Here is a 22,744-nt window from a genome sequence, read left to right as displayed (position 1 = left end):
CGCCACAGCCATGGACAACACGCTTACCGCCATCCTGCTCGGCATCCTCGAAGGGCTGACCGAATTCCTCCCGGTCAGCTCGACCGGTCACCTGATCCTCGCGCAGGCGTGGTTCGGCTACGATCCCGACCAGTGGCAGCAGTTCAACATCGTGATCCAGCTCGGCGCGATCCTCGCGGTGGTGGTGAGCTACCGCAAGCTGTTCTGGTCGATGGGGACCGGCGTGCTGCGCAGGGACACCGAATCCCTACTCTTCACCCGCAACATATTGCTGGGCTTTCTGCCCGCGGCCTGCATCGGTCTGCTCGCCAAGGACGCGATCGAGGTGATGCTGGGCGCGCCGCTGGTGGTCGCGGTGGCGCTGGTGGTCGGCGGGGTGCTGATCCTGGTGCTGGAACGGATCATCCCCGAGCGCGAGGACAAGGGCGTGGCGGCGCTTTCGGCCAGGACCGCGCTGACCATCGGGCTGGTGCAGTGCCTGGCGATGATCCCCGGCACCAGCCGGTCGGCCTCGTCGATCCTCGGCGCCCTGGCGATGGGCGTCGGACGAAAGACCGCGGCCGAATTCTCCTTCTTCCTCGCGGTCCCCACCATGCTCGGTGCGGCGACCGTCAAGATTCTCGACGACCCCGCCCTGATGGCGGGCGAGGCGACGATCGGCTGGACCGAGATCGCGCTGGGCTTCACCGCCGCCTTCCTGGTGGCGCTGGTGATCATCCGCGCCTTCGTCGCCTTCGTCAGCAAGCACGGGTTTTCGCCGTTTGCCTGGTACCGGATCGTGATCGGCAGCGCCTTCATCTTCTGGCTGATGGCCTGAAGAAAACTGGCGCAAGCGCCGCATTCCTCGCAACGCTTCGTCGCAATCGTGGCGGAATCATGGCGATGGTGCTTGCAACGCGGCGTCACTTGTCGCAGGGAGGCGCACGAGCCCAATCCGTGTTGCGGACCGCTCAAATTCAAGGGGAATTATCATGAAGAGCATTTTCAAGACCTCGATGGTCGTTTCGGTCGCCGCCCTCAGCCTCGGCCTCGCCGCTTGCGACAGCGCCGCCGAAGACCAGATGGAAGCTGAAGCCGACGTTGTCGACGCTCAGGCCGACGTGATCGAAGAAGAAGCCGACCTTGCCGCTGAGCAGGGCATGGAAATGGAAGAAGAAGCTCTCGACCAGGAAGCAGACGCGGTCGAAGAGCAGGCTGACGTGATCGACGATCAGGCCGGCGAAGTCGAATAATCCTGGTTTAATCCAGGTTAGGAAAACCGGCTCCGGATCGCTTCGGAGCCGGTTTTTTCTTGCCCGTCAGACCGGTGCGGCGCCGCTCCCGCGCCCGCCGCGCAGCAGATATTCCTGCGTGCCGCGGTTGAGCACATTGTCGACGTCGATCACCGCCGAATTGGCATAGGTGAAGGCAGGCGGCAGATTGCGATAGAGCCGGTCGAAATCGCGCTCCACCGTTTGGCGGTAGAGATCCTCGAAGCTCTCGATCACGAAATAGGTCGGCTGCAGGTCGCTGATCACGTAATCGGTGCGCATCACCCGGTCGACGTTGAGCATAATGCGGTTGGGGCTCTTGGCCTCCGCCGCATAGACCACCTCGGTGGGACCAGAGAGGATCCCTGCGCCATAAGCCTTGATCCCGTCCGCCTCCTGGATCAGCCCGAACTCCACCGTGTACCAATAGAGCGCGCCGAGCGCCTTCAGCCGGTTGTAGCGCATCGCCTTCCACCCGGCCTTGCCGTATTCCTGCATGTAGTCGGCGAAGGTGGGATCGGTGAGCATCGGCACATGGCCGAAGACGTCGTGGAAGACGTCGGGCTCCTGGATGTAGTCGAAGGTCTCGCGGGTGCGGATGAAATTGCCAGCCGGGAAACGCCGGTTGGCGAGATGCCAGAAGAAGACGTGATCGGGGATCAGCATCGGCACCGGCACCACGCTCCAGCCGGTGAGCTTGCCCAGATCCGCGCTCATCGCGGCGAAATCGGGGACCCCGCCCTTGCCCAGATCGAGCTTCTCGAGCCCCGCGAGGAAGGCGCTCGCGGCGCGGCCGGGGAGAACCTCCATCTGCCGCGCGAAGAGATCGTCCCAGATCGCGTCGTCCTGGGAATCATATTCGGTCTGTTTGGGCTCGAGCCAGTCTTCGCCCAGATGGTCGGGCCGCCGCAAAGGCGCGGTGAAGACCTCCTCCGGCATTTCCGGGAGGCGGCTGAAATCCTGTTCGGTGATCGCTTGTGTGGCCATGCGGCCTATCTAGCGCTTGCCGGGGCGGGTTACAAATCAGGCGGCCAAATCAGACGGCGCGTTCGAACAGCGCGGCCATCCCCTGCCCGCCGCCGATGCACATGGTCTCGAGGCCGTAGCGGACCTCGCGGCGCTGCATCTCATGCGCCATGTCGGCGAGGATGCGCAGTCCGGTCGCGCCGATCGGATGGCCGAGCGAGATGCCCGACCCGTTGACGTTGAGGATGTCGCGGCGCGAATCCTCCTCGCTCCAGCCCCAGCCCTTGAGCACCGCGAGCACCTGCGGCGCGAAGGCTTCGTTGAGCTCGACCAGCCCGATATCGTCCCAGCCCATCCCGGTGCGCGCGAACAGCCGCTCGACCGCGGGGACCGGGCCGATCCCCATCCGGCTCGGATCGCAGCCCGCCGCGCTCCAACTGTGGAACCACAGGATCGGTTCGAGCCCGAGTTCCTCGATCTTGTCCTCGGCCACCACCAGACAGGCGGCGGCGGCATCATTCTGCTGGCTGGCGTTGCCCGCGGTGACGATCGCCGCGGGGTCGCGCTTGCCGTCGATGGCGCGCAGCGCGCCGAGCGTTTCCATATCCGCATCGGCGCGGAATCCCTCGTCCTGCGCGAAGACCAGCGGATCGCCGCGGCGCTGCGGGATTTCGACCGGGACCAGGTTCTCGTCGAACCGGCCTGCCTCCCAGGCAGCGGCAGCGTTGCGATGCGAGCGGACCGCGAATTCGTCCGCCGCTTCGCGCGTAATGTCGTAATCCTTCGCGAGGTTCTCCGCAGTTTCGATCATTCCGGTGATCACCCCGAAGCGCTCGATCGGCTGGCTCATCAGCCGCCCGCGGGTCAGCCGGTCCCACAGCTCCATATCGCCCATTCGAGCACCATGCCGCGCCTTTGTGGTGTAGTGTTCGACATTCGACATGCTCTCGACCCCGCCCGCGAGCACGCAGTCGGCGACCCCGGTCTGGACCATCATCGCCGCGGTCGCGACCGCCTGCAGGCCCGAGCCGCAGCGCCGGTCGAGCTGGAAGCCGGGCACCTCGATCGGCATCCCCGCGGCGAGCCAGCTCCAGCGCCCGATCGCGGGCGCCTCGCCGCTGCCATAGCCCTGGCTGAAGACGACATCGTCGACGCGCGCGGGATCAATCCCGCTGCGCTCGACCAGCGCCTTGATGATCACCGCACCCAAGGCGCCCGCCTCGAGCGGGGCGAGCGTGCCGAGGAACTTGCCCACCGGGGTGCGCAGAGGCTTGCAGATGGCGACTCTTCTCATGGGAATACCTTCTATTTGTCGGACAGGCGGGCGATGTCGCGGTCGACCAGATCGCCGATTGCGCCCGAGGAGAGGCCGAGCCGCTCTGCCAGCACCTGTTCGGTGTGTTCGCCAAGGAACGGCGCGGGTGCGGGTTCGCCCGCATCCTGGCCGGGCAGGTTGGCGAAGCTGCGCGGGGCGGGATAGGCGAAGCCGCTGGGGTTGGCGCTGGTCTCGGCAAACAGCGGATTGTCCGCCACCAGCACCGGGTCGTTCGCCGCCTCGTAGGCGGTGCGGTAGCGTTCGAAGGTGGTGCCTTCCTTCGCCATCCGGGCTTCCAGATCGGTGTAGTCGAGGGTGTCGGCGACCGACTGGAACAGGTCGAACAGCGTCTGGCGGTGCTCGAAGCGCGGGCGGTCGCCATCGGCGAAGCGGACCCCGAGCCGCTGTTCGAGTTCGGCAATAGCGGACTCGATAGCAAAGGCGCGGACCAGCCCGTCCCATTGCTTGGCGGTCAGCGCCGCGACCATGAAGCGCACCCCGTCGCGGCTGCGGAAATCGCGCCCGAAAGCGCCCCAGATGGCGTTGCCGAGCCGTTCGCGGTCGCCGCCGCGATAGAGCATTTCCGCCATCGCCCCCGAATTGGCCAATGTCCCGATCGCGACATCGCCCAGGGGCACGCGCAGCTCGCTGCCCTGTCCGGTCGCATCGCGGTGACGCAGCGCGGCGAGCAGCGCGAAGGCGCAATAGGCCCCGGTGATGAAATCCCAGGCGGGCAGCACCTGGTTGACCGGCGGGGCACTGGCCTGGTCCCAGTCGTCGGGTCCGCACATCAGCGGGTAGCCGCTCGCCGCGTTGACGGTGAAATCCATCGCCTGGCGCCCGTCGTGCCAGCCCATGATCCGCACGCTGACCAGCTCGGGCGCGCCTGCGGGCCTTCCCTCGCTCATCGCCGCGTGGCTGAGGAAGCTCTTCTCGGGCAGGTTGGTGATGAGGTTGCCGGTCGAGGCCGCCAGCGCCACCAGCAATTCGCGGCCTTCCTCGCTGCGCAGGTCCAGCGCGACCGATTTCTTCGCCCGGTTGAGGTTCTCCCAGCTGAGCGAGCGGCCTTCCTTCGTCAGCATGTAGCGGTCGTAATCGAGCCCGCCCGCCTTGTGGTCGACGCGGATCACCTCCGCGCCCATCTGGGCGCAATAGAGCCCGGCGGTGGGCGAGGCGACGAAGCTCGAGGCTTCGACGATGGAGAGTCCCTCGAGGAGCCTGTACACGCCTAGCGCTCGATCCCGGCGGCGAAGTCACGCAGCATGTGCTTGGCGATCTGCAGCTGGAGGATCTGCGTGGTGCCCTCGTAGATCCGGTAGATCCGCGCATCGCGGAAGAAGCGCTCGGCATCGTATTCGGCGAGATAGCCGGCGCCGCCGTAGATCTGCACCACCCGGTCGACCACGCGGCCGCACATCTCGCTGGCGAAGACCTTGAAGGCGGCGGCCTTGCGGATGACGTTCTCGCCGCGGTCGGCGCGCGCTGTGACATCGCTCATCATGCATTCGGCAGCGTAGATCTCCGTCTCGCTCTCGGCGAGCATCTGCTGGATCAGCTGGAAATTGGCGATCGGTTCGCCGAAGGCCTTGCGCTCGGTGGCGTATTTGAGCGCCGAATCGAGCGCGCGCCGGGCGTAGCCGGTCGAGGCCGCGCCGACCGAGATGCGCCCGTTGTCGAGGCTCATCATGGCGAAGCGGAAGCCCTGGCCGGTTTCGCCGCCGAGCAGCGCGTCGCCCGGGACATGGACGTCGTCCATCATGATATCGGCGATGTGGCTGCCCGCCTGGCCCATCTTCTTGTCGGGGCTGCCGACCGACATTCCGGGTGTGTCCATCGGCACGATGAAGGCGCTGACATGCGCGTTCTTGGGCAGCGCGTCCCTCTCGGTGCGCGCCATGATCAGCGCGACATCGGCATGCGGGGCGTTGGTGATGTAGCGCTTGGAGCCGTTGAGAATCCAGCCATTGCCATCGGGGTCGGGCCGGGCGGTGGTCTGCATCGCGGCGCTGTCGCTGCCCGAGCCCGGCTCGGTCAGCCCGAAGCAGGCGATCTTGCCCTCGGCGAGCTGCGGCCACCATTCTTCCTGCTGCGCCTTGGTCCCGCCGTTCTTGAGCGCGGAATTGAACATCCCGATATTGATCGAGAAGATCGAGCGATAGGCGGGAGCGGCGTAGCTCATCGTCTTGACCGTGCGCGCATATTGCGCGGTGTTGAGGCCTGCACCGCCATGATCCTCGGGGATCGAGAGCCCGAACAGCCCCATGTCCTTCATCTCGGCGAGAATGTCGTCGGGGATGCGGTCGTTCTCGATCATCTCGCGCTCGGCGGGGATGAGCCGTTCGCGGACATAGCGCTCGAGCTGGTCGTGGAACTGTTCGAAAATCTCCGGATCCATTCCGGGGTTCATGGTCATTCGGTTTCCCTCTCAGATTCAGGCGCTTGTGCCGGCTCTGCGGCGGGTTCGGTCCCGCTCTCGCGCTCCTGGGCGAGCACCTCGGCCGGGGTCCGGCGCTCGTCGATCATTGCGGCGGCGTCGTCGAGTGCGCGCGCCTCGCCCACGGTCACCCCGCCCGGTCCCGGATCATTGTCCGCGGGGCCGCAGGCTGTCAGCGCGGGCAACAGCGCCAGCGCGGGGAGTAGGAGAGACGCGCGCATGTGCTTATTCTTCGATCATCGCATCGGCGGCAGCGGCGGCGTTGGCCGCAGCGTTCTCGCTCGCTTCTTCGATTTCCTGCTCTTCGGCGACGGCGGCGGGCGCGGTTGTGGTCACCGGCGCGCTTTCGACCGAATTGGCCTGCGGATCCATGACCGGCGTTTCGTCGAGGCCTTCGAGCGCTTCGTTGGCCGGCATTTCAACCGTGTCGGCTTCGGCTTCCATCGAGGCGTCCTCGGTGTCGCCGCAGGCGGCGAGAGTCAGCGTGGCAAGCGCGGCGGCGCCGATGAGGGCGAGACGAGTGTTCAGGGGGCGGGTCTTCATGGCATGTCTCCAGTCGATCGGCGCGGCGGAATGCCGCGCCATGGCTGCGGGGCGGTGTTAAGCGGTCCGGGGGGGCGGGGCCAAGGGGAAAATCTTTCGCGCTGTTGCGTCCAGAGGCCTTTCCCAATGACCCCCGCCTCTGGCACAGGCCTGCCGATGCAGACCACAGCCCACCCCCTCGTCGCCGCGCGCGGCCAATTGCGCGAGACTTTCGGTTTCGACCAGTTCCGCGGCCGCCAGGGCGAGGTGGTCGAGCGGGTGCTGGCGGGGCAGAGCACGCTGGCCGTGATGCCGACGGGTGCGGGCAAATCGCTGACTTACCAATTGCCCGCGGTGATGCTGGAAGGCACCTGCCTCGTCATCAGCCCGCTGATCGCGCTGATGCACGACCAATTGCGCTCGGCGCGCGCCAATGGGATCCGCGCCGCCACGCTGACCAGCGCCGATGCCGACTGGCGCGAAACCATCGACGCTTTCCGCGCCGGAGAGCTAGATCTGCTCTATGTCGCGCCCGAGCGCGCAAGCCAGCCGCAGTTCCGCGATATGCTCCAGGCCGCGCCGCTCGCGCTGTTCGCCATCGACGAGGCGCATTGCGTCAGCGAGTGGGGGCACGACTTCCGCCCCGACTACCGCCAGCTGCGCCCGCTGATGGATGCCTTCCCGCAAGTTCCGCGGCTTGCGCTCACCGCCACCGCCGACCGCCAGACCCGCGGCGATGTCCTGGCCCAGCTCGGCATTCCCGCCGACGGGCTGGTGCTGGCGGGCTTCGATCGGCCCAATATCCGCTACACGATCGGCCACCGCGACAATCCGGTGCGGCAGTTGACGCAGGTCATGGCCGATCACCCGGGGCCGGGGATCGTCTACGTCCCCACGCGGCGCAAGACCGAGGAACTCGCGGACAAGCTGGCGGCGGCGACCGGGCGGCCGGTGCGGCCCTACCACGCCGGGCTCGAACCCGAGCGCCGCGCCGCCAACCAGGCCGCCTTCGTCGCCAGCGAGGATATGGTGATCGTCGCCACGGTCGCGTTCGGGATGGGGATCGACAAGCCCGATGTCCGCTTCGTCGCGCATGTCGGCATCCCCAAATCGATCGAGGGCTATTACCAGGAAACCGGCCGCGCCGGGCGCGACGGCGATCCCGCGCTCGCGACGATGCTGTGGGGTGCGGGCGATTTCGCCACCGCGAGGGCGCGGCTGGAGGAAGTGCCGCAGGATCGCCGCAGTGCCGAGCGCGCCCGGCTCGATTCGCTCGCGGCGCTGGTCGAGACGCCGGGATGCCGGCGCGCGCTGTTGCTGCGCCATTTCGGCGAGGACCCGCCCGCGCAATGCGGCAATTGCGACAATTGCCTCTCGCCGCCGGGCGTCACCGATGTCACCGAACTGGCGCGCAAGCTGCTCAGCGCCGCCTATCGCACCGGGCAGAGCTTCGGTTTCGGCCATTTGCAAAAGGTGCTGACCGGCGCGGCGGACGAGCGGGTGCGCCAGCGCGGGCATGATTCGCTCTCGGTGTTCGGGATCGTCGGATCGGACGAGGCTCCGCTGCTGCAGCCGCTGTCGCGGGCGCTGCAGGCGCGCGGCGCGCTGGTGTCGACCGAGCACGGCGGGCTGGCGCTGGGGGGCGATGCCACCGCGATCCTCAAGGGTGAACAGCCGGTGGCGATCGTGGTCCCCCCCAAGCGCACCCGGGGACGGCGCGGCGATGCCACACCCAATCCGGTCGGCGATCCGCTGTTCGAGGCGCTACGGGCGCTGCGCAAGGAGCTGGCCGAGGAGGCGCAGGTGCCGCCCTATGTGGTGTTCCACGACGCAACCCTGCGCGCGATGGCAGAGGCGCGCCCGGGCAGCCTCTCGGCGCTCTCGCGCATTCCCGGGGTCGGGGCCAAGAAGCTGGAAGCCTATGGCGAGCGGTTTTTAAGGGTGCTGGGCGAGAACTAACTTACCGCAAGTGCGTTATCGACCAGGTAACCATTAGTGGATAGGTTCACGTCATGACCTTGCGCAGCGCCTCTTCCTGCTCGCGTCCCTCGCTTTGGGCGGTGGGTGTGCTGGCCGCGCTCGCAATTGCGGCGATTCCCGTGGCGGCCCTGCTGGCTCAGCCCGGCGCCGCGCCGTTCACCATTGCCGAGAGCGGCGAAGGCTATGCCCAGTTGCAGGACGCGGTCGACGCGATCGGCGGGGGCAGCGGGACGATCCTGTTCGCGCCGGGCACTTACAACCAGTGTGCAGTGCAGGAAGCGGGCCGGATCACCTACCGTGCGCGCGAGTTCGGGACCGCCACGCTTGCGGGGCAGGCCTGTGAAGGTAAGGCGGCGCTGGTGCTCGATGGGGAGGAAGCCACGGTGATCGGTCTGGTCTTCGCCGATATTTCGGTGCCCGACCGCAATGGCGCGGGTATCCGGCTGCAGCGCGGCGAACTGGCAGTGACGCAAAGCTGGTTCCGCGACAGCGAGCAGGGCATCCTGACCCATGCCGGCGACGACATCCGTCTGCGGATCGACAAATCCACCTTCACCCGGCTGGGCACCTGCGAAGGCGACGGCGGCTGTGCGCATTCGATCTACACCGGCGCGATCGCCGAGACCGCGGTCACCCGCAGCCGGTTCGAGCAGGGCACCGGCGGGCACTACCTCAAATCGCGCGCGGCGCGCACCGTGGTCGAGGATACCAGCTTCGACGATGCCGGGGGGCGCGGGACCAATTACATGATCGACCTGCCCAATGGCGGCACCGGAAACATCGCGGGCAATTGGTTCGTGCAGGGCCGCGACAAGGAGAACTACTCCGCCTTCATCGCCGTCGGTGCGGAGGGCGCGGAGTTTTCGTCAGACGGTCTGACGATCGCCGGAAATGATGCGCGGCTGGTTCCGGACCTGCGCCGCAACACCGCTTTCGTGGCCGACTGGACCGGCGACCGGCTGCAGATACAGAACAACACCTTGGGCACGGGCCTGCGGGAATTCGAGCGCCGCTAGCTGCGGCTAGGGGAGTAGGTGTCCGGCGCGGTCGCGCTTGGTCGCAAGATAATGCGCGTTGTGCGGATTGTCGGGCAGCGCGTGGGGCACGCGTTCGGTCACCGTGATGCGATGCGCTTCGAGCGCGGCGACCTTGGCCGGGTTGTTGGTCAGCAGCCGCACGCTGTCGATCCCGAGCAGTTCGAGCATCCGCACCGCGGTCGGGAAGTCGCGCGCTTCGTCCGGGAGCCCCAGCCTGGTATTGGCATCGACGGTGTCGAAACCCTGGTCCTGCAGCCGGTAGGCGCGCAGCTTGTTGATCAGCCCGATCCCGCGGCCTTCCTGCCGCATGTAGAGCAGCACTCCCCAGCCGCCCTGCGCCGCTTCGTCGGCCATCGCCGCCAGCGCGCCGCCGAGCTGCGGCCCGCAATCGCATTTGCGGCTGGCGAGGACATCGCCGGTGAGGCATTCGGAATGCAGCCGGACCAGCGGCACGCGGTCGCCGTCGCGGCGGCCGATCACCAGCGCGACATGCTCGCGCATGTCGGCGGCGTTGCGGAAGGCGATGATCTGCGCATCCTCGCTCGCCGCCACCGGCAGGTTCGCCCGCGTGACGATCCGCAGCCGCGAGGGATCGCTGAACGCCGCCAAGTCTGCGATTGCGATACTGACCGGCTCGCCTGCACCCTCGGGTTCGACAAGGAACGCCGGCAGGATACCCGCAATCCGCGCCAGCTCGAGCGCGGCACGGGCGTTGTCTTCCCAGTCGAGCGCCAGCGCCTTGAACGGACCTTTCATCGGGTTGGCGAGATCGAGCGCGGGGTCGCCCACCGCCAGCGCAGCCGAGAGGTCGAACGGCTCGGCGCCGCGCAGCAGCACCGGATCGCCTGGCACCGCGGCTTCGAGCTGGTTGGCGAGCTTGAGCGTGGCGGCGCGGCTGGCCGAGATCAGCATCGTCGTGCCGCGCAAATCCTCGCCGTAACCGGTTTCGACCGGCTGGAGCAGCGGTGCCTGCCCGATTCGCACCGGCCAGCCATGGCGCAGCGCATCGACCGCCTGCGCGGCGCGGCGCGCCGGGGAAGGAGCCGTGCTCAGAGAGCGAACTCCGTCATCAGCGGGACATGGTCCGACGGTTTTTCCCAGCCGCGCGCGTCCTCGTGGACCGAATGCGCCACCGCCTGTTTCGCTAGCTCGGGGCTGGCCCACATATGGTCGAGCCGGCGCCCGCGATCATTGGCCTGCCAGTCCTTCGCGCGGTAGCTCCACCAGCTGTAGTAGCGTTCGGGTGCGGCGATGTGCTGGCGGCCGATGTCGGCCCAGCCATGCGCATCCCTGAAGCGCTGCAGCGTGTCGACCTCGAGCGGAGTGTGGCTGACGACCTTGAGCAATTGCTTGTGGTTCCAGACATCGCTTTCGAGCGGCGCGATGTTGAAATCGCCGACGATCAGCGTGGGCCGGTCGACCGCATCGGCCCAGCGCGTCATGCGCTCGAGAAAATCGAGCTTCTGGCCGAATTTCAGGTTCTGCTCCCGGTCGGGGATATCGCCGCCCGCGGGGACATAGACGTTCTCGACCACCATCCCCTGATGCGCCGGATCGGTCAGCTCGACGCCGACATGGCGCGCCTCGCCATTGTCCTGCCAGTCGTGCCGCGAGAAGTCGCGGAAAGGAATTTTCCCCACGGTCGCAACCCCGTGATAGCCCTTCTGCCCGTGGACCGCGAAATGCTCGTAACCCAGCGCGCGGAAGGCGTCGTAGGGGAACTGGTGTTCCTGGCATTTGATTTCCTGCAGACACAATATGTCGGGCGCGTGCTCCTTCAGAAAGCGTTCGACGATCGGCATCCGCAGGCGGACCGAATTGATGTTCCATGTGACGATCGAGACCATGGCGGTCGCTTAGGCTCAGCCAGCGGGCGCGGCAAGTTTCACCGTTTCGTCGCATCGCTGCTTCACGTAGGGGGCATGGCGAACACCCACAGGAGAATTGCGATGCGCTTCACCCGGACCCTCGGCATGACCACCGGCGCGCTTGCGCTGGCGCTCGGTGCCTGCAGCACCACCGCGAGCGAGGGCGGCAATGGCATGGCAAGCGCCGTCCCCGTCGCGGCGGCCGCCGAGCCCGAGCAGGCCAAGAACGTGATCCTGTTCGTCGGCGACGGCATGGGTATCTCGACCATCACCGCGGCACGGATCTACGCCGGGCAGAAGCTGGGCAAGCAGGGCGAGGAGCATGTGCTGCCGTTCGAGAACTTCGACAATGTCGCGCTGGTGAAGACCTACAACACCAACGCCCAGGTCCCCGACAGCGCCGGAACCGCGACCGCGATGCATTCGGGCCAAAAGACGCGGATCGGAATGCTCGGCATCGGTCCGGAGGCGAACAATGGCGATTGCCGCGCCGGCGAGCAGCACCACCTCCCGCTCTTGGGTGAGGAAGTGAAGGAGCGCGGCCTCGCGCTCGGGATCGTGACCACCACCCGGCTGACCCACGCAACCCCCGCCTCGGTCTATGCCCGCAGCACGGACCGCGACTGGGAGGACGACATGGGTATCCCCGAGGACCAGCGCGGCTTCGGCTGCCGCGACATCGCGCTCCAGCTGGTCGAGGCCGATTTCGACGTCGCGCTGGGTGGTGGCCGCTCGAGCTTCTTCGGCGATGCCAAGGGCGGTCGCCGCGGAGTGTCCAGTGCGAACCTCCCGGCGGACTGGGCCGCGCGCACCGGCGGAACCTATGTCGAGGATGCCGCGTCGCTCGCCGCGGCACCCGCCGACCGCCCGGTCCTCGGGCTGTTTTCGGGCAGCCACATGACCTATATGGTCGATCGTCCGGCCGAGACGGCGGAGCCGACTTTGACCGATCTCACCGCGGCGGCGATCGCGCGGCTCGGTAGCGATCCCCAAGGCTATTACCTGATGGTCGAGGGCGGGCGGATCGATCATGCCCATCACGCCGGCCAGGCGGGTTACGCGCTGGAAGAGACGGTCGAGTTCGCACGCGCGATCCAATATGCGATCGACAACACCGATCCGGAGGAGACGATGATCCTCGTCACCGCCGACCACAGCCACGTCTTCACCATCGCCGGCTATCCGCAGCGCGGCAATCCGATCCTGGGCCATGTGGTGCCGCCGAGCCCCACCGACGAGCCCGGCGGCGAGCCGACGCTGGCGGCGGACGGCAAGCCCTATACCACGCTCGGCTATGCCAATGGGCCCGGCGCGGTGGCGGGCGATCGCTCGGTGCCGGAAACCCATCTCGGGGCGAGGCAGCAAGCCACGATCCCGCTGGGCTCCGAAACCCACGCCGGCGAGGATGTCGCGCTCTATGCGCAGGGTCCCGGGGCGCAGCGGGTGCGCGGGGTGATCGAGCAGAATCTGATCTATCGCATCATCCGCGCCGCCTATGGCTGGGCGGACTGAGAGCGAGGCGGACCTGCGGCAGGCAAAGGAAAACCCCCGCGCCGGGGGGCATTGGCGCGAGGGTTCCTTTGTGCGTTCGTCACGCTAGTCGAGAGCGGCCTATCGAAGGTTGGGCAACAGGGGGGAAACCCGTCTTCAACCGCTCTCTGTGATTAGAAATAGCGCCGACCGCATTGACCGAAAATGAACGGTTGGTCGCAGTTGGTCGCACCCAGCGCGCAACCCGGCTCCGAACCGTTCAGCCCGGGCGACGGGACGATTTGCGCGGGTCGGAAAAGCGGAATGCGCTGTCTGCGACCGACACGCCGTAGCGGTGGTTGCGCAGCCGGACGACGGTGCGGTGGTTCTGCGAATCGAGCGCCACCCAATGCGTCAGCCGCAACCCGCCGGGCGATGCCGCATCGCGGTTGAAGATCAGCGTGATGACGCCGAATTCGGGCCGCTTGGGATCGCGCACCTCGACGCTCACCACATCGGGATGATCGGTGGGCACCAGCTTGCCGAACCGCTTCACATCGCGGTTGGGATCAAGCAGCGCGCCGAGCGGCGAATTGGCGATCGGCCAGCGCTGGACTTGATCGACTTCGTAATCGACCAGATAGAGCGAGCTGCCGTTGGAAACGACCAGCATCTGCGCGCTCTTGTCGTATTCGAACCGGATCTTGCCCGGACGCTTGAGCGTCAGCTCGCCGCCGATGGTGCGGCCCTGCCGGTCGGTCTGGGTGAAATCGGCCTTGAGCGTGGAGATGCCGCGCAAAGCGGCGACCGCCTTGTCGAGATCGCCCGCGGCGGCCTCGGCCGGGACGGGGGCGACGACCGCCGCCAGCGGCAAGGCCGCGGCAAGCGCCAGCGCCGAAACGGCGCGAATCGGAAAGGCGAAAAGCGAGGACATGGTTTTCATGCTCCGGTTATTGAAGGCGGAGCATTGAACCGTCACTGAACCCGGTGCGTTCCCGCCGTTCAGCAAGTCGCAGGCTTACTTGATCTTGGCTTCCTTGAACTCGACATGCTTGCGCACGACGGGATCGTATTTGCGGAAGGACATCTTTTCGGTCGTGTTCCGCGGATTCTTGCGGGTCACATAGAAGAAACCCGTATCGGCGGTCGAGACGAGCTTGATCTTGACGGTTGCGGGCTTCGCCATGACGCGGTCCTAATCTGTGTCGAGAGGGGCGGGAGCCCCGAAAACATGGGTTTGAAAAAAGGTCGGTTTGAAAAACAGGGGGCGACGCATCGCGCCGCCCGTCAAGCCGGGGCCATTGCGCGAATCGCCTCCGAAAGTCAAGCGATCACCAGTCGGTGCCCTTGCGCACCGCACCGCGCTTGGCCTTGACCGCGCCGCGTTCCTTCTTGGTCTTGAGGCGCTGGGTCTTGCCGATCCGGTTGAGCCGCGACTTGCGGCGTTTCTTGGGCGGGGTGAGCGCTTCGTCCAGCAGCGCGGCCAGCCTTACGCGCGCCGCCTCGCGATTGCGCTCCTGCGTGCGGTGCTCATTGGCGGTAAGCAGGATTTCGCCATCCTGCGTCAGCCGGCTCCCGGCGAGCACCTTCAGCCGCTCGAAGGCTTCGGGCGGCAGGCCGATCTGGAACACGTCGACGCGCAATTGCACCGCGGTCGCCACCTTGTTGACGTTCTGCCCGCCGGGCCCCGAGGAGGCGATGAACTTCTCCTCGGCGATCTCCAGCGCGCGATCGACAACCCTACCCATCTGTAAAGCCGAGCGCGGCGAAATCGGCGGGCAGCGGCGCGGTGGCGGCAACGGCGGGTTTTTCGCCGGGGCGCGGAACGGTGAGTGCGGCGGCGTGGAGCATGGTCCGTGCCCGGCCATCCTTCGCGCCATAGACCGGGTCGCCGAGCAGCGGGATGCCGAGCCCCGAGGCCGCGTGGACGCGGATCTGATGGGTGCGCCCGGTCTCCGGACGGAACTCGACCAGCGCGTGCCCGTCCTGCGCGTCCAGCAGCCGCCAGTGAGTGATCGCCTGCTTGCCCTGTTTCGCCGGGATCATCCGCCAGCCTTTTTCCTCGCTGCTGATCTTGGAAAGCGCGAGTTCGATCACGCCCTCGGTTTCCTCGGGCACGCCCGCAAGAATGCCGAGATAGCGCTTCTCGACCAGCCGCTCCTCGAAGGCGCGCGAGAAGACCTTGAGCGACTTGGGATTGCGCGCCAGCAGCAGGCAGCCGCTGGTGTCGGAATCGAGCCGGTGGACCGGGGTCGGAGGCCGCTGGAAGCCCAGCTTGAGCGCCTCGAAATGGTCCTCGAGCGCCAGCCCGCCCCGGCGCGGGCGCTCGACCGGCAGCCCGCCGGGCTTGTCGATCACCAGCGCTTCGCCGTCTTCGAACAGGATAGTGGGAGTCATGTCAGGAGCCTTGCCGGTTGCAGTCCGCGCAGCGCATTGCCGAGCAGGAAGCCGTGTTCGAGATCGTCGAGTGTGAGGTCGGCTTCGCGCGCCTTGCCCGCCTCGAGCAGCGATTGCCGCAGCACGCCGGGCAGCAGCCCGAGCGCGGCGGGCGGGGTAAGCAGCATGCCGCCGCGCTCGACGAAGACCGTGCCGATGGATCCTTCGGTCACCAGGCCGTTGCCGCGCAGGAACAGCGCCTCGCCCGCGCCCTCCAGCGCGGCTGCCTCGCGCGCGGCGTCGTAGAAGCCGCGGTCGCTGGTCTTGTGGCGCAGCCGCCAGTCGCCCGGATCGACCGGGAGCGGCAGCAGGATGCAGTCGATCGGTGCCTCCTGCGGCGCGGGCGGATGCCGCGCCTCGAGCGCGATTGCCCCGCCGCGCGCGATCCGCAAGCGTATGGCGTGCGGCGCGGCGAGATCGAAGCACAGCGCCTGGATGTGGTTGCGCGCCTCGTGGCGATCGAAGGCGAAACCCAATTGCTGCGCGCTGTCCTTGGCGCGCGCGAGATGCAGCTCGAGCAGCGCGATCCCGCTGTCGGGCTCGAACCGCATGGTCTCGATCAGGTCGAAGCCGGGTGCGACCAGATCGGGCGCGCTCGCCCGCGCGAACCCGGCCTTGAGCTGCGCCTCGCGCCATTCGACGCTTGCGTCGCTGTCGGCGACGATCGCGCCGCCCACGCCGAGTACGGCCTTGCCGCGCGCGTTCTCGATCTCGGTCAGCCGCAGCGTGCGGATCGCGACGTTGAAGGCGGCATCGCCCTGGGCGTCGATCCGCCCGATCGCGCCGCAATAGGGGCCGCGCGCATCGCGTTCGACCGCGTCGATCAGCTCCATCGCGCGGATCTTGGGCGCGCCGGTGATCGACCCGCAGGGGAACAGCGCGCGCAGCAGGTCCTGAACGCCGTGCCCTTCGGCGAGTTTTGCCCGCACGGTGCTGACCATTTGGTGCACCGTCGGATAGCTCTCGATCGCGAAGGGCGCGTCCACCGACACGCTGCCGGGTAGCGCGACGCGGCTGAGATCGTTGCGCAGCAGATCGACGATCATCAGGTTCTCGGCCTTGTCCTTGACCGAGTCGGCCAGCTCGCCGGCCAGCGCCCGGTCCTCCGCCTCGCTCGCCCCGCGCGGGCGGGTGCCCTTCATCGGCTTGGCGCGGGCCTCGCCGTCCTTGAGCGACACGAACAGTTCGGGCGAGAGGCTGAGCAGCCAGTGATGGCCGTCGAACACCAGCCCGCCATAGCCCGCCTGCGCCGCGGGGCGCAGCGCGGCGTAGAGCGCCAGCGGATCGCCGGTGAAGCCCCCCGCCAGCGGCAGGGTGAGATTGGCCTGATAGATATCGCCCGCGCGGATCGCTTCCTGCAAGCGCGTGAAGGCTGCGTCATAGGCGCCCTGCGAAACCTGCGGATCGAGCGGGCCGAGGCTGGCGGTCCCGGGCGCGCGCTCGGCCAGCCAGGCGGGCATGTCGGCGGCGGCAATCCGCTCGGGTTCGTCGAACAGGCCGAGCCAGACCAGCGGCCCCATCGCGCCCGAGCGCGCATCGGCGAGCCGCGCAAGCCGCGGTTCGAGCGCGAGGCCGGCTTCGTAGGCGATATAGCCCGCCAGCGGCTTGCCGTGTTCGCGCCGCGCCGCATCGGCGGCGGCGAGAACTTGGGCGACCTCGTCCGGACGGCGGGCGACGAAGGTCGCGAGCGGATCGGCGAACGCCAGCGCGGCCGCCGCGCCCTCGCCGCGCGCGTCGTCGAGCAGGACCATGGGCGTGCGCTCACTCATCGTCCGCCTCCTTTAGTCGCTGCTGCTGCCGTGTCGAGGTGCTTGACCCGCGCGCCCCGCCTGCGCACATCCTCGCCACTGACAGCGGCAATCGGGGTGGATGCGATGGACGGGATATTCCTCGGGCTTGGGGCCAATGGCGAGCGGCAATATCTCCGGCTCGATCAGGCCAATCGCCACGGGCTGATCGCGGGCGCCACCGGAACCGGCAAGACCGTCACGCTGCAGGGGCTCGCCGAGGGTTTTTCCGCGCAGGGCGTCCCGGTCTTCGTCGCCGATGTGAAGGGCGATCTGGCGGGAGTGGCGATGGCGGGCAGCCCGCAGTTCAAACATGCCGGCAAGCTCGAGGCGCGCGCGGCGCAGCTGGGCATGACAGACTATGCCTATGCCGACAACGCGGCGGTGTTCTGGGACCTCTATGGCGAACAGGGCTTCCCGATCCGCACCACGGTGAGCGAGATGGGGCCGCTGCTGCTCGCGCGCCTGCTCGATCTCAACGCGACGCAGGAAGGCGTGCTGCAGATCGTCTTTCGCCATGCCGACGACAACGGTCTGCTGCTGCTCGATCTGGGCGACCTGCAGTCGCTGCTGGCCTGGGCCTATGAGAATTCGGGTGCGCTGTCGGGCACATACGGCAATGTCTCCAAGCCCAGCGTCGGCGCGATCCAGCGGCAATTGCTCAGCTTCGAGAGCCAGGGCGCGGATATGTTCTTCGGCGAGCCCGCGCTCGAGATCGACGATCTCATCGCCACCGACGAGCGCGGCCGCGGGGTGATCAACGTGCTCGCCGCCGACCGGCTGATGCGCAGCCCCAAGCTCTATGCGACCTTCCTGTTCTGGCTGCTCGCCGAGCTATTCGAGAGCCTCCCCGAGGTCGGTGACCCCGAGAAGCCGCGGCTGGTGTTCTTCTTCGACGAGGCGCACCTGCTGTTCGACGATGCCCCCGCGGTGCTCGAGGATACGATCGAGCAGGTCGTCCGGCTGATCCGCTCCAAGGGCGTCGGGGTCTATTTCGTCACCCAGAACCCGGTCGACATCCCCGAGAAGATCGCCGGCCAGCTGGGCAATCGCATCCAGCATGCGCTGCGCGCCTTCACCCCGCGCGACCAGCGCGCGGTCAGGGCGGCAGCCGAAACGTTTCGGGCCAACGACGCGCTCGATGTCGAACGTGCGATCACCGAACTCGAGGTCGGCGAGGCGCTGGTCTCGACGCTCGACGAGGATGGGGCGCCCTCGGTGGTCCAGCGTACGCTGATCGCGCCGCCGCACTCGCGGCTCGGGCCGGTGACTGCGGACGAGCGCCGGATCGTCAATTCGGTCAGCGGCGTCGAGGGGAAATACGACCTCGCGGTCGATCGTGAAAGCGCGACCGAGGTCCTTGCAGCCAAGGCAGTGGATGCCGCGGCGACGGCGGAGGAGGTCGAGCAGAAGGGCAGAGCCGAGGTCGGCCGCCGCGGCCGCAAGACCGCCACGCTGTGGGAGCGCGCCGGCAAGGCGGCGGCGGGCGCTGCGGCGAGCTCGACCGCGAGCGTGCTGGCGGCGCGGATCCTGGGCAAGACCAGCCGGGCCGATCCGGTGCGGACCGCAACGACGGCAGCCGCTGGCACCATCGCCAGCAGTTTCGGCGGCGCGATCGCCGGGCGGTTCGTGCGCAATCTCGTCGGCGGGCTGATGCGCTAGGGCTCAGCCGGTCGGCAGGCGGAACTCGGCGCGCAGGCCGCCCCCGGGCCGGTTGGCGAGCACCAGCGTGCCGCCGTGCTGCTCGGCCACCGCGCGCGCCAGCGCCAGGCCCAGCCCGGCGCCCCCGGTGTCGCGGTTGCGGCTGGCTTCGCCGCGGGTGAAGGGCTCGAGCATTTCGGCGAGGCGATCCTCGGGGATGCCAGGGCCTTCGTCCTCGACGCGCAGCACCGCATGATCGCCCTCGCGAAGCACCGTGATTTGCGCCGACCCGCCATAGCGCAGCGCATTGGTGACGAGATTGCGCAGGCCCCGCTTGACCCAGGTGATGCGGATCGGGGCGGGGATGCGGAGCTGGTGCTCCATGGTCACCGGCTCGCCCATGTCCTCGAATTCCTCGACCACCGAGGCCGCCAGCGCGCCCAGGTCGGTGCGTTCGGAGGCGACCTCGCTGCGCCCGATGCGCGCCAGCTGGAGAATCTCGTCGAGCGTGCGGGTGATGTCCTCGATGGTCGCGGCCATCCTGGCGCGCGCGCCGGGGTTCTCGACGCCCTCGATCCGGACGCGCAGCGCGGCGAGCGGGGTCTTGAGGTCGTGGCCGATGGCGCCGAGCATGACGTCCTTCTCGTCGAGCATCGAGCCGATCCGCGCCTGCATCGCGTTGTGCGCGGCGATCAGGCGGCGGATATCGTCTGGCCCGCTGAGCGCGAGCGGCGGTTCGGGCGCGCCGGTCCCGGAAAAGCGCCGCGTGCTCTCGGCCAGCGCGCCGAGCGGGCGGGTGATCCGGCGCAGGACGAACCACAGCAGCACCATCAGCACCCCCACCAGGATCGCGGTCTGCAACAGCAGGGTGCCGAGGATGCGGCCCTCGCGCGGGGGATCGACGACACGCGCGATTTCCCAATCGCTCGCGCCCTCGCGTCGCAGTCCGACCACCAAGAGCTCCTGGCCCCCGGCGAGCGCATTGCGAAGCCGCGGCCGGCGCTCCAGCGCGGCGGCGACGACGGGATCGGACAGGACCGGGCGTCGAGTCACCACCAGTTCGGCGATCTCGACGCCCTGCGAGGACAGGATCGTCTCGATCGTCGCCTCGCCGTCGCGGTGGCGGGTTTCGTCGGGCAGGAGCGGTATGGCCTCCTGCGTCGTGTAGCGGATCTGGCGCGGCAGCCGGGGCAGTCCCCGGTCTCGCCGCTGGCTGCGCGCACCTTGCATCCGGCGCATTTCGCGGCGTGCCTCTCGGCCCTCGACCCCCCGCGCACCGGCTGAACCGACCACGAGGTGGAAGGCGGCGGCGTTGAGCAGGGCGGTGTCGCGGCGCTGTTCGGCAGCGCGGTAAAGCAGCACCGCGGAGATCGCCTGCGCCGCGATCAGCGCCAGGGCGACCGCGAGCATGGTCTGCCCGATCAGGCTGCGCGGGATCAGTCGCATCGCTTCGTGCTCAATCGACCGCGCCGCGGGTCACATCGGCGGCGAAGCGGTAGCCGCCGCCGCGCACGGTCTGGATATAGTCGGGGTTGCGGCTGTCGCTCTCGATCTTGCGCCGCAGCCGGCTGACCTGATTGTCCACCGCGCGGTCGAACAGGTTCGCCTCGCGCCCCTGAACCAGATCGAGCAGGATATCGCGGTCGAGCACCTGCCGGGGATGGTCGCAAAAGGCGCGCAACATCCGGAATTCGGCGGTCGAGAGCGGCACGGTCACGCCCTCGGGGTCGGCGAGCCGCTGCTTGAGCGGATCGAGCGTCCAGCCGTCGAAACTGTAGCCCAGCTCGGGAGCTTCTGGTGCGTCCTGGCGCCCCGAGCGGCGCAGCACCGAGCGGATTCGCGCCACCAGCTCGCGCGGTTCGAAGGGCTTGGTGACGTAATCGTCGGCGCCGATCTCGAGCCCGACGATGCGGTCGGTCGCCTCGCCGCGCGCGGTCAGCAGGATGACGGGCAGCTGGCGGTTCTCGACCAGATGCCGGCACAGCGACAGCCCGTCCTCGCCGGGCATCATGATGTCGAGCAGGACGATGTCGGGAATGTCGCTGGCCAGCCGGCTGCGCGCCGCGGCGGCGCTCGCGACTTCGCTCACGGCGAACCCCTGACCGGTGAGATACTCGGCCAGGGGTTCGCGCAGAGTGGCCTCGTCGTCGACGAGGAGGATGGTGGTGGGCGCGGGATCGGTCATCGGGTCGGTCCTGCGCCTAGCGCCGGCTCAGGCGGTTGGACAAGCCTTACTGCTGCGCCTGACCTGCGCGCCGCTGCTGCATCCGCTCGCGCATCTGGGCGGGCATCTGGGTTCGGGCGGCCTTGCGTTCTTCGGTGGTGATCGCGCCGTTGCCGTCGGCATCGACCCGGGCGAAGCGCGCCGCAACCGCATTGTCGAACTCCGCGCGGGTGATCGCGCCATCCTTGTCGGTGTCGGCCATGCGCAGCATCATGCCGCCCATCGCCTGGCCGCCGCGCCCGCCGCGGCCCATGCGTTCGCCGCGCTGACCGCGCCGTTCGGCACGCTCGCCACGCTCTGCGCGATTGCTGCGCGCTTCCCGGGCCGCAGCCATCTCGGCCTGCGACAAGCCGCCGGAGCTGTCAGTGTCGAGCCGGGCAAAGCGTGCTGCGCCGCGTTCCGCCATTTTTGCCTGACGTTCGGCCATGCGCTCTTGCTGGCGCGCCTGGCGCTGGGCGCGGCGCGCTTCGCCGGCGGCCTGCATTTCGGCCTGAGTGACCTCGCCGTCGTTGTTCGCATCCATAGAGGCGAAGCGTTCGGTCTGGCGCGCGGTGCGGTCGGCAGCGTCGATCACGCCGTCCGAATTGGCGTCCATCCGCGCGAACATGGCGGCGTGCTGGGTCTGCATCTCGGCAAGCGTTACCTGGCCGTCGCCATTGGCATCGGCCTTGGTGCGACCGTGATTGTCTGCGAGCGCGGCACTGCCGCCCGCCAGCGCGAGCGCGGCGGCGGAAAGCGTGAGGGCGATGGTTTTCGTGGGGGTCTTCATGGGGGCGTACTCCGGTTCGGTTCGATCGGGAGAGCTGCGGCAGCGCCGGGAAGGGGACACCGGACCGCCGCAACTCATGCTCCCGCTTCTACAGCCCCCGTGTCGCAGGATTATGCCCGCCCCAGGCGAAAGTGTCGCAATTTGTATCGCAAGGAGCGTGCCGTTCACCCGCGCGCAAGTCCCCATGCGAAGTCAACGGGGACGGTGCTGCGTGCCTTCGCCCGCGGTGATGAAGATCGCGGTCGCCGGTTCGGGCACATCGGCAATGTGCCACACGCCCGGCGGATTGATGGCGTAATCGCCGGGGTTCAGCGTGACCGTCTCGCGCCGGCTGTCGGGCCATTCCTGCGTCAGCACCATCGAGCCTGCAGTGCAGATCACCACTTCGCTGCCATGCGGGTGCATCTCCCAGCTCGGCCAATCCTCGGTAAAGCTATATTGCGAGACCAGCCTGCCTTCGCGTCCATCGCCGCCATGGCGTGCGGCGTAGCCCTCGTACCATTCCATCTCGCCGGTAAAGGCAGGCTGCGGGACCGCGGAGGCACCCGGCCCGAGATGGACGAAGCTCGCCTCGAGCCGGTTGGGCGCTGCCACCTATCCCGCCATTTCCGTCACGCCCGTCTTTTCCATCACGAAGGCGTTCAACTTGTTGCCATCGGGATCGCGGAAATAGGCGGCGTAGAAGACATTGCCCTGCTCATCCGCCTCGCCGCGCGGGCCGGGCTCGCCCTCGTCGGTCCCGCCATTGGCGAGTGCGACTTCGTAGAGCCGCTGGACCTGCGCGCTGTCGGCAGCCTGCAGAGCGACCATGGTGCCATTGCCCACGCTTGCGGGCTTGCCGTCGTAGGGCTTCGTCGCGGCGATCCCGGCAGGTCCGTCCACCTCGCCCCAGGCGATGAAGCTGTCGAACTCCATCATCCGCCCGATCCCCATTTCAGCGGCGATGGCATCGTAGAACTTCGCGGCGCGTTCGAGGTCGTTGGTTCCGACCGTTACATATCCAAGCATTCGCATCACTCCTAGGCGGCTCGCGACCACAGGAACA

The 22,744-nt window shown here is 68.0% G+C and carries 24 protein-coding genes; 6 read left to right on the top strand and 18 right to left on the bottom strand.

Annotation, left to right across the window (positions count from 1 at the left end; all coding sequences use genetic code 11):
• Positions 1–10: 10 nt before the first annotated feature.
• Together ACQ5J0_RS05075 and ACQ5J0_RS05070 are read left to right on the top strand one after the other, a co-directional pair.
• Positions 11–817, top strand: a complete 807-nt coding sequence (locus ACQ5J0_RS05075) for an undecaprenyl-diphosphate phosphatase (protein ID WP_462569443.1) — start codon at positions 11–13, stop codon at positions 815–817.
• 154 nt (positions 818–971) lie between these two features.
• Positions 972–1,232, top strand: coding sequence for a hypothetical protein (locus tag ACQ5J0_RS05070; RefSeq protein WP_462569442.1), 261 nt, complete (start codon positions 972–974; stop codon positions 1,230–1,232).
• Positions 1,233–1,298: 66 nt separating this feature from the next.
• Here ACQ5J0_RS05070 and phhA read toward each other — a convergent pair whose 3' ends face one another.
• From phhA to ACQ5J0_RS05040, 6 genes are all read right to left on the bottom strand, one after another.
• On the bottom strand, positions 1,299–2,189 hold the full coding sequence (gene phhA, locus ACQ5J0_RS05065; RefSeq protein ID WP_462570060.1) for a phenylalanine 4-monooxygenase: 891 nt from the start codon (positions 2,187–2,189) through the stop codon (positions 1,299–1,301).
• A 97-nt stretch (positions 2,190–2,286) separates the two neighbouring features.
• Positions 2,287–3,510, bottom strand: coding sequence for an acetyl-CoA C-acetyltransferase (locus tag ACQ5J0_RS05060; protein ID WP_462569441.1), 1,224 nt, complete (start codon positions 3,508–3,510; stop codon positions 2,287–2,289).
• Between the two features lie 11 nt (positions 3,511–3,521).
• Entirely contained in the window at positions 3,522–4,757 is a 1,236-nt protein-coding gene (locus ACQ5J0_RS05055) for a CoA transferase (RefSeq protein ID WP_462569440.1), read from the bottom strand.
• Positions 4,758–4,759: 2 nt separating this feature from the next.
• Positions 4,760–5,944, bottom strand: a complete 1,185-nt coding sequence (locus ACQ5J0_RS05050; protein WP_462569439.1) for an acyl-CoA dehydrogenase family protein — start codon at positions 5,942–5,944, stop codon at positions 4,760–4,762.
• Positions 5,941–6,186, bottom strand: a complete 246-nt coding sequence (locus ACQ5J0_RS05045) for a hypothetical protein (protein WP_462569438.1) — start codon at positions 6,184–6,186, stop codon at positions 5,941–5,943. Before ACQ5J0_RS05045 ends, ACQ5J0_RS05050 begins: the two co-directional genes overlap by 4 nt.
• A gap of 4 nt (positions 6,187–6,190) precedes the next feature.
• Positions 6,191–6,508, bottom strand: a complete 318-nt coding sequence (locus ACQ5J0_RS05040) for a hypothetical protein (protein WP_462569437.1) — start codon at positions 6,506–6,508, stop codon at positions 6,191–6,193.
• A gap of 156 nt (positions 6,509–6,664) precedes the next feature.
• Between ACQ5J0_RS05040 and recQ the strand changes: the two genes are divergently transcribed.
• Entirely contained in the window at positions 6,665–8,446 is a 1,782-nt protein-coding gene (gene recQ / locus ACQ5J0_RS05035; RefSeq protein WP_462569436.1) for a DNA helicase RecQ, read from the top strand.
• 53 nt (positions 8,447–8,499) lie between these two features.
• Positions 8,500–9,483: a right-handed parallel beta-helix repeat-containing protein gene (locus ACQ5J0_RS05030; RefSeq protein WP_462569434.1), complete on the top strand. Its 984-nt coding sequence runs from the start codon at positions 8,500–8,502 to the stop codon at positions 9,481–9,483.
• Between the two features lie 6 nt (positions 9,484–9,489).
• Here ACQ5J0_RS05030 and ribA read toward each other — a convergent pair whose 3' ends face one another.
• Both ribA and xth read right to left on the bottom strand, forming a co-directional pair.
• Positions 9,490–10,488, bottom strand: coding sequence for a GTP cyclohydrolase II (ribA, locus tag ACQ5J0_RS05025; protein WP_462569433.1), 999 nt, complete (start codon positions 10,486–10,488; stop codon positions 9,490–9,492).
• 65 nt (positions 10,489–10,553) lie between these two features.
• Positions 10,554–11,351, bottom strand: a complete 798-nt coding sequence (xth, locus tag ACQ5J0_RS05020) for an exodeoxyribonuclease III (RefSeq protein WP_462569432.1) — start codon at positions 11,349–11,351, stop codon at positions 10,554–10,556.
• Positions 11,352–11,453: 102 nt separating this feature from the next.
• Here xth and ACQ5J0_RS05015 point away from each other — a divergent pair, with 102 nt between their 5' ends.
• Entirely contained in the window at positions 11,454–12,884 is a 1,431-nt protein-coding gene (locus ACQ5J0_RS05015; protein ID WP_462569431.1) for an alkaline phosphatase, read from the top strand.
• 238 nt (positions 12,885–13,122) lie between these two features.
• Here ACQ5J0_RS05015 and ACQ5J0_RS05010 read toward each other — a convergent pair whose 3' ends face one another.
• The 5 genes from ACQ5J0_RS05010 to pabB form a co-directional block, all read right to left on the bottom strand.
• Positions 13,123–13,785, bottom strand: coding sequence for a LolA family protein (locus ACQ5J0_RS05010; protein WP_462569430.1), 663 nt, complete (start codon positions 13,783–13,785; stop codon positions 13,123–13,125).
• Between the two features lie 75 nt (positions 13,786–13,860).
• Positions 13,861–14,028 (bottom strand): 50S ribosomal protein L33, encoded by a 168-nt coding sequence (gene rpmG, locus ACQ5J0_RS05005; protein ID WP_067613842.1) that lies wholly within the window; start codon positions 14,026–14,028, stop codon positions 13,861–13,863.
• A 145-nt stretch (positions 14,029–14,173) separates the two neighbouring features.
• Complete coding sequence (gene arfB, locus ACQ5J0_RS05000; RefSeq protein ID WP_462569429.1) at positions 14,174–14,590, bottom strand: alternative ribosome rescue aminoacyl-tRNA hydrolase ArfB; 417 nt, start codon at positions 14,588–14,590, stop codon at positions 14,174–14,176.
• Positions 14,583–15,239 (bottom strand): RluA family pseudouridine synthase, encoded by a 657-nt coding sequence (locus ACQ5J0_RS04995; protein ID WP_462569428.1) that lies wholly within the window; start codon positions 15,237–15,239, stop codon positions 14,583–14,585. Before ACQ5J0_RS04995 ends, arfB begins: the two co-directional genes overlap by 8 nt.
• The gene (pabB, locus tag ACQ5J0_RS04990) at positions 15,236–17,047 is read right to left on the bottom strand and encodes an aminodeoxychorismate synthase component I (RefSeq protein WP_462569427.1); all 1,812 of its coding nucleotides are present in this window, start codon (positions 17,045–17,047) and stop codon (positions 15,236–15,238) included. The genes ACQ5J0_RS04995 and pabB overlap by 4 nt, the downstream gene beginning before the upstream one ends.
• 105 nt (positions 17,048–17,152) lie before the next feature.
• Here pabB and ACQ5J0_RS04985 point away from each other — a divergent pair, with 105 nt between their 5' ends.
• The gene (locus tag ACQ5J0_RS04985) at positions 17,153–18,727 is read left to right on the top strand and encodes a helicase HerA-like domain-containing protein (protein ID WP_462570059.1); all 1,575 of its coding nucleotides are present in this window, start codon (positions 17,153–17,155) and stop codon (positions 18,725–18,727) included.
• 3 nt (positions 18,728–18,730) lie between these two features.
• Here the strand turns inward: ACQ5J0_RS04985 and ACQ5J0_RS04980 are convergent, their stop codons facing one another.
• The 5 genes from ACQ5J0_RS04980 to ACQ5J0_RS04960 all read right to left on the bottom strand — a co-directional run bounded on the left by ACQ5J0_RS04980 (position 18,731) and on the right by ACQ5J0_RS04960 (position 22,707).
• Positions 18,731–20,152, bottom strand: coding sequence for an ATP-binding protein (locus ACQ5J0_RS04980; protein ID WP_462569425.1), 1,422 nt, complete (start codon positions 20,150–20,152; stop codon positions 18,731–18,733).
• Between the two features lie 10 nt (positions 20,153–20,162).
• Entirely contained in the window at positions 20,163–20,891 is a 729-nt protein-coding gene (locus tag ACQ5J0_RS04975; RefSeq protein WP_462569424.1) for a response regulator, read from the bottom strand.
• Positions 20,892–20,937: 46 nt separating this feature from the next.
• Positions 20,938–21,699 carry an EF-hand domain-containing protein gene (locus ACQ5J0_RS04970; RefSeq protein WP_462569423.1) on the bottom strand — a complete coding sequence of 254 codons (762 nt, stop codon included), beginning with the start codon at positions 21,697–21,699 and terminating at the stop codon, positions 20,938–20,940.
• A 192-nt stretch (positions 21,700–21,891) separates the two neighbouring features.
• On the bottom strand, positions 21,892–22,293 hold the full coding sequence (locus ACQ5J0_RS04965) for a cupin domain-containing protein (RefSeq protein WP_462569422.1): 402 nt from the start codon (positions 22,291–22,293) through the stop codon (positions 21,892–21,894).
• Entirely contained in the window at positions 22,294–22,707 is a 414-nt protein-coding gene (locus ACQ5J0_RS04960; protein WP_462569421.1) for a VOC family protein, read from the bottom strand. It lies immediately after the preceding gene.
• Positions 22,708–22,744: the final 37 nt, after the last annotated feature.

It is taken from the genome of Qipengyuania sp. SM2512 (assembly GCF_054954005.1).
This window is presented reverse-complemented; position numbering and strand designations above follow the sequence as displayed.

What these genes read in the sequence shown, in the direction of transcription:
- ACQ5J0_RS05075 (WP_462569443.1), top strand. Translation starts at nt 11, where the DNA reads ATGGACAACACGCTTACCGCCATCCTGCTCGGCATCCTCGAAGGGCTG.
- ACQ5J0_RS05070 (WP_462569442.1), top strand. Translation starts at nt 972, where the DNA reads ATGAAGAGCATTTTCAAGACCTCGATGGTCGTTTCGGTCGCCGCCCTC.
- phhA (WP_462570060.1), bottom strand. Translation starts at nt 2,189, where the DNA reads ATGCCGGAGGAGGTCTTCACCGCGCCTTTGCGGCGGCCCGACCATCTG.
- ACQ5J0_RS05060 (WP_462569441.1), bottom strand. Translation starts at nt 3,510, where the DNA reads ATGAGAAGAGTCGCCATCTGCAAGCCTCTGCGCACCCCGGTGGGCAAG.
- ACQ5J0_RS05050 (WP_462569439.1), bottom strand. Translation starts at nt 5,944, where the DNA reads ATGACCATGAACCCCGGAATGGATCCGGAGATTTTCGAACAGTTCCAC.
- ACQ5J0_RS05045 (WP_462569438.1), bottom strand. Translation starts at nt 6,186, where the DNA reads ATGCGCGCGTCTCTCCTACTCCCCGCGCTGGCGCTGTTGCCCGCGCTG.
- ACQ5J0_RS05040 (WP_462569437.1), bottom strand. Translation starts at nt 6,508, where the DNA reads ATGAAGACCCGCCCCCTGAACACTCGTCTCGCCCTCATCGGCGCCGCC.
- recQ (WP_462569436.1), top strand. Translation starts at nt 6,665, where the DNA reads ATGCAGACCACAGCCCACCCCCTCGTCGCCGCGCGCGGCCAATTGCGC.
- ACQ5J0_RS05030 (WP_462569434.1), top strand. Translation starts at nt 8,500, where the DNA reads ATGACCTTGCGCAGCGCCTCTTCCTGCTCGCGTCCCTCGCTTTGGGCG.
- xth (WP_462569432.1), bottom strand. Translation starts at nt 11,351, where the DNA reads ATGGTCTCGATCGTCACATGGAACATCAATTCGGTCCGCCTGCGGATG.
- ACQ5J0_RS05015 (WP_462569431.1), top strand. Translation starts at nt 11,454, where the DNA reads ATGCGCTTCACCCGGACCCTCGGCATGACCACCGGCGCGCTTGCGCTG.
- ACQ5J0_RS05010 (WP_462569430.1), bottom strand. Translation starts at nt 13,785, where the DNA reads ATGAAAACCATGTCCTCGCTTTTCGCCTTTCCGATTCGCGCCGTTTCG.
- rpmG (WP_067613842.1), bottom strand. Translation starts at nt 14,028, where the DNA reads ATGGCGAAGCCCGCAACCGTCAAGATCAAGCTCGTCTCGACCGCCGAT.
- arfB (WP_462569429.1), bottom strand. Translation starts at nt 14,590, where the DNA reads ATGGGTAGGGTTGTCGATCGCGCGCTGGAGATCGCCGAGGAGAAGTTC.
- ACQ5J0_RS04995 (WP_462569428.1), bottom strand. Translation starts at nt 15,239, where the DNA reads ATGACTCCCACTATCCTGTTCGAAGACGGCGAAGCGCTGGTGATCGAC.
- pabB (WP_462569427.1), bottom strand. Translation starts at nt 17,047, where the DNA reads ATGAGTGAGCGCACGCCCATGGTCCTGCTCGACGACGCGCGCGGCGAG.
- ACQ5J0_RS04985 (WP_462570059.1), top strand. Translation starts at nt 17,153, where the DNA reads ATGGACGGGATATTCCTCGGGCTTGGGGCCAATGGCGAGCGGCAATAT.
- ACQ5J0_RS04980 (WP_462569425.1), bottom strand. Translation starts at nt 20,152, where the DNA reads ATGCGACTGATCCCGCGCAGCCTGATCGGGCAGACCATGCTCGCGGTC.
- ACQ5J0_RS04975 (WP_462569424.1), bottom strand. Translation starts at nt 20,891, where the DNA reads ATGACCGATCCCGCGCCCACCACCATCCTCCTCGTCGACGACGAGGCC.
- ACQ5J0_RS04970 (WP_462569423.1), bottom strand. Translation starts at nt 21,699, where the DNA reads ATGAAGACCCCCACGAAAACCATCGCCCTCACGCTTTCCGCCGCCGCG.
- ACQ5J0_RS04960 (WP_462569421.1), bottom strand. Translation starts at nt 22,707, where the DNA reads ATGCTTGGATATGTAACGGTCGGAACCAACGACCTCGAACGCGCCGCG.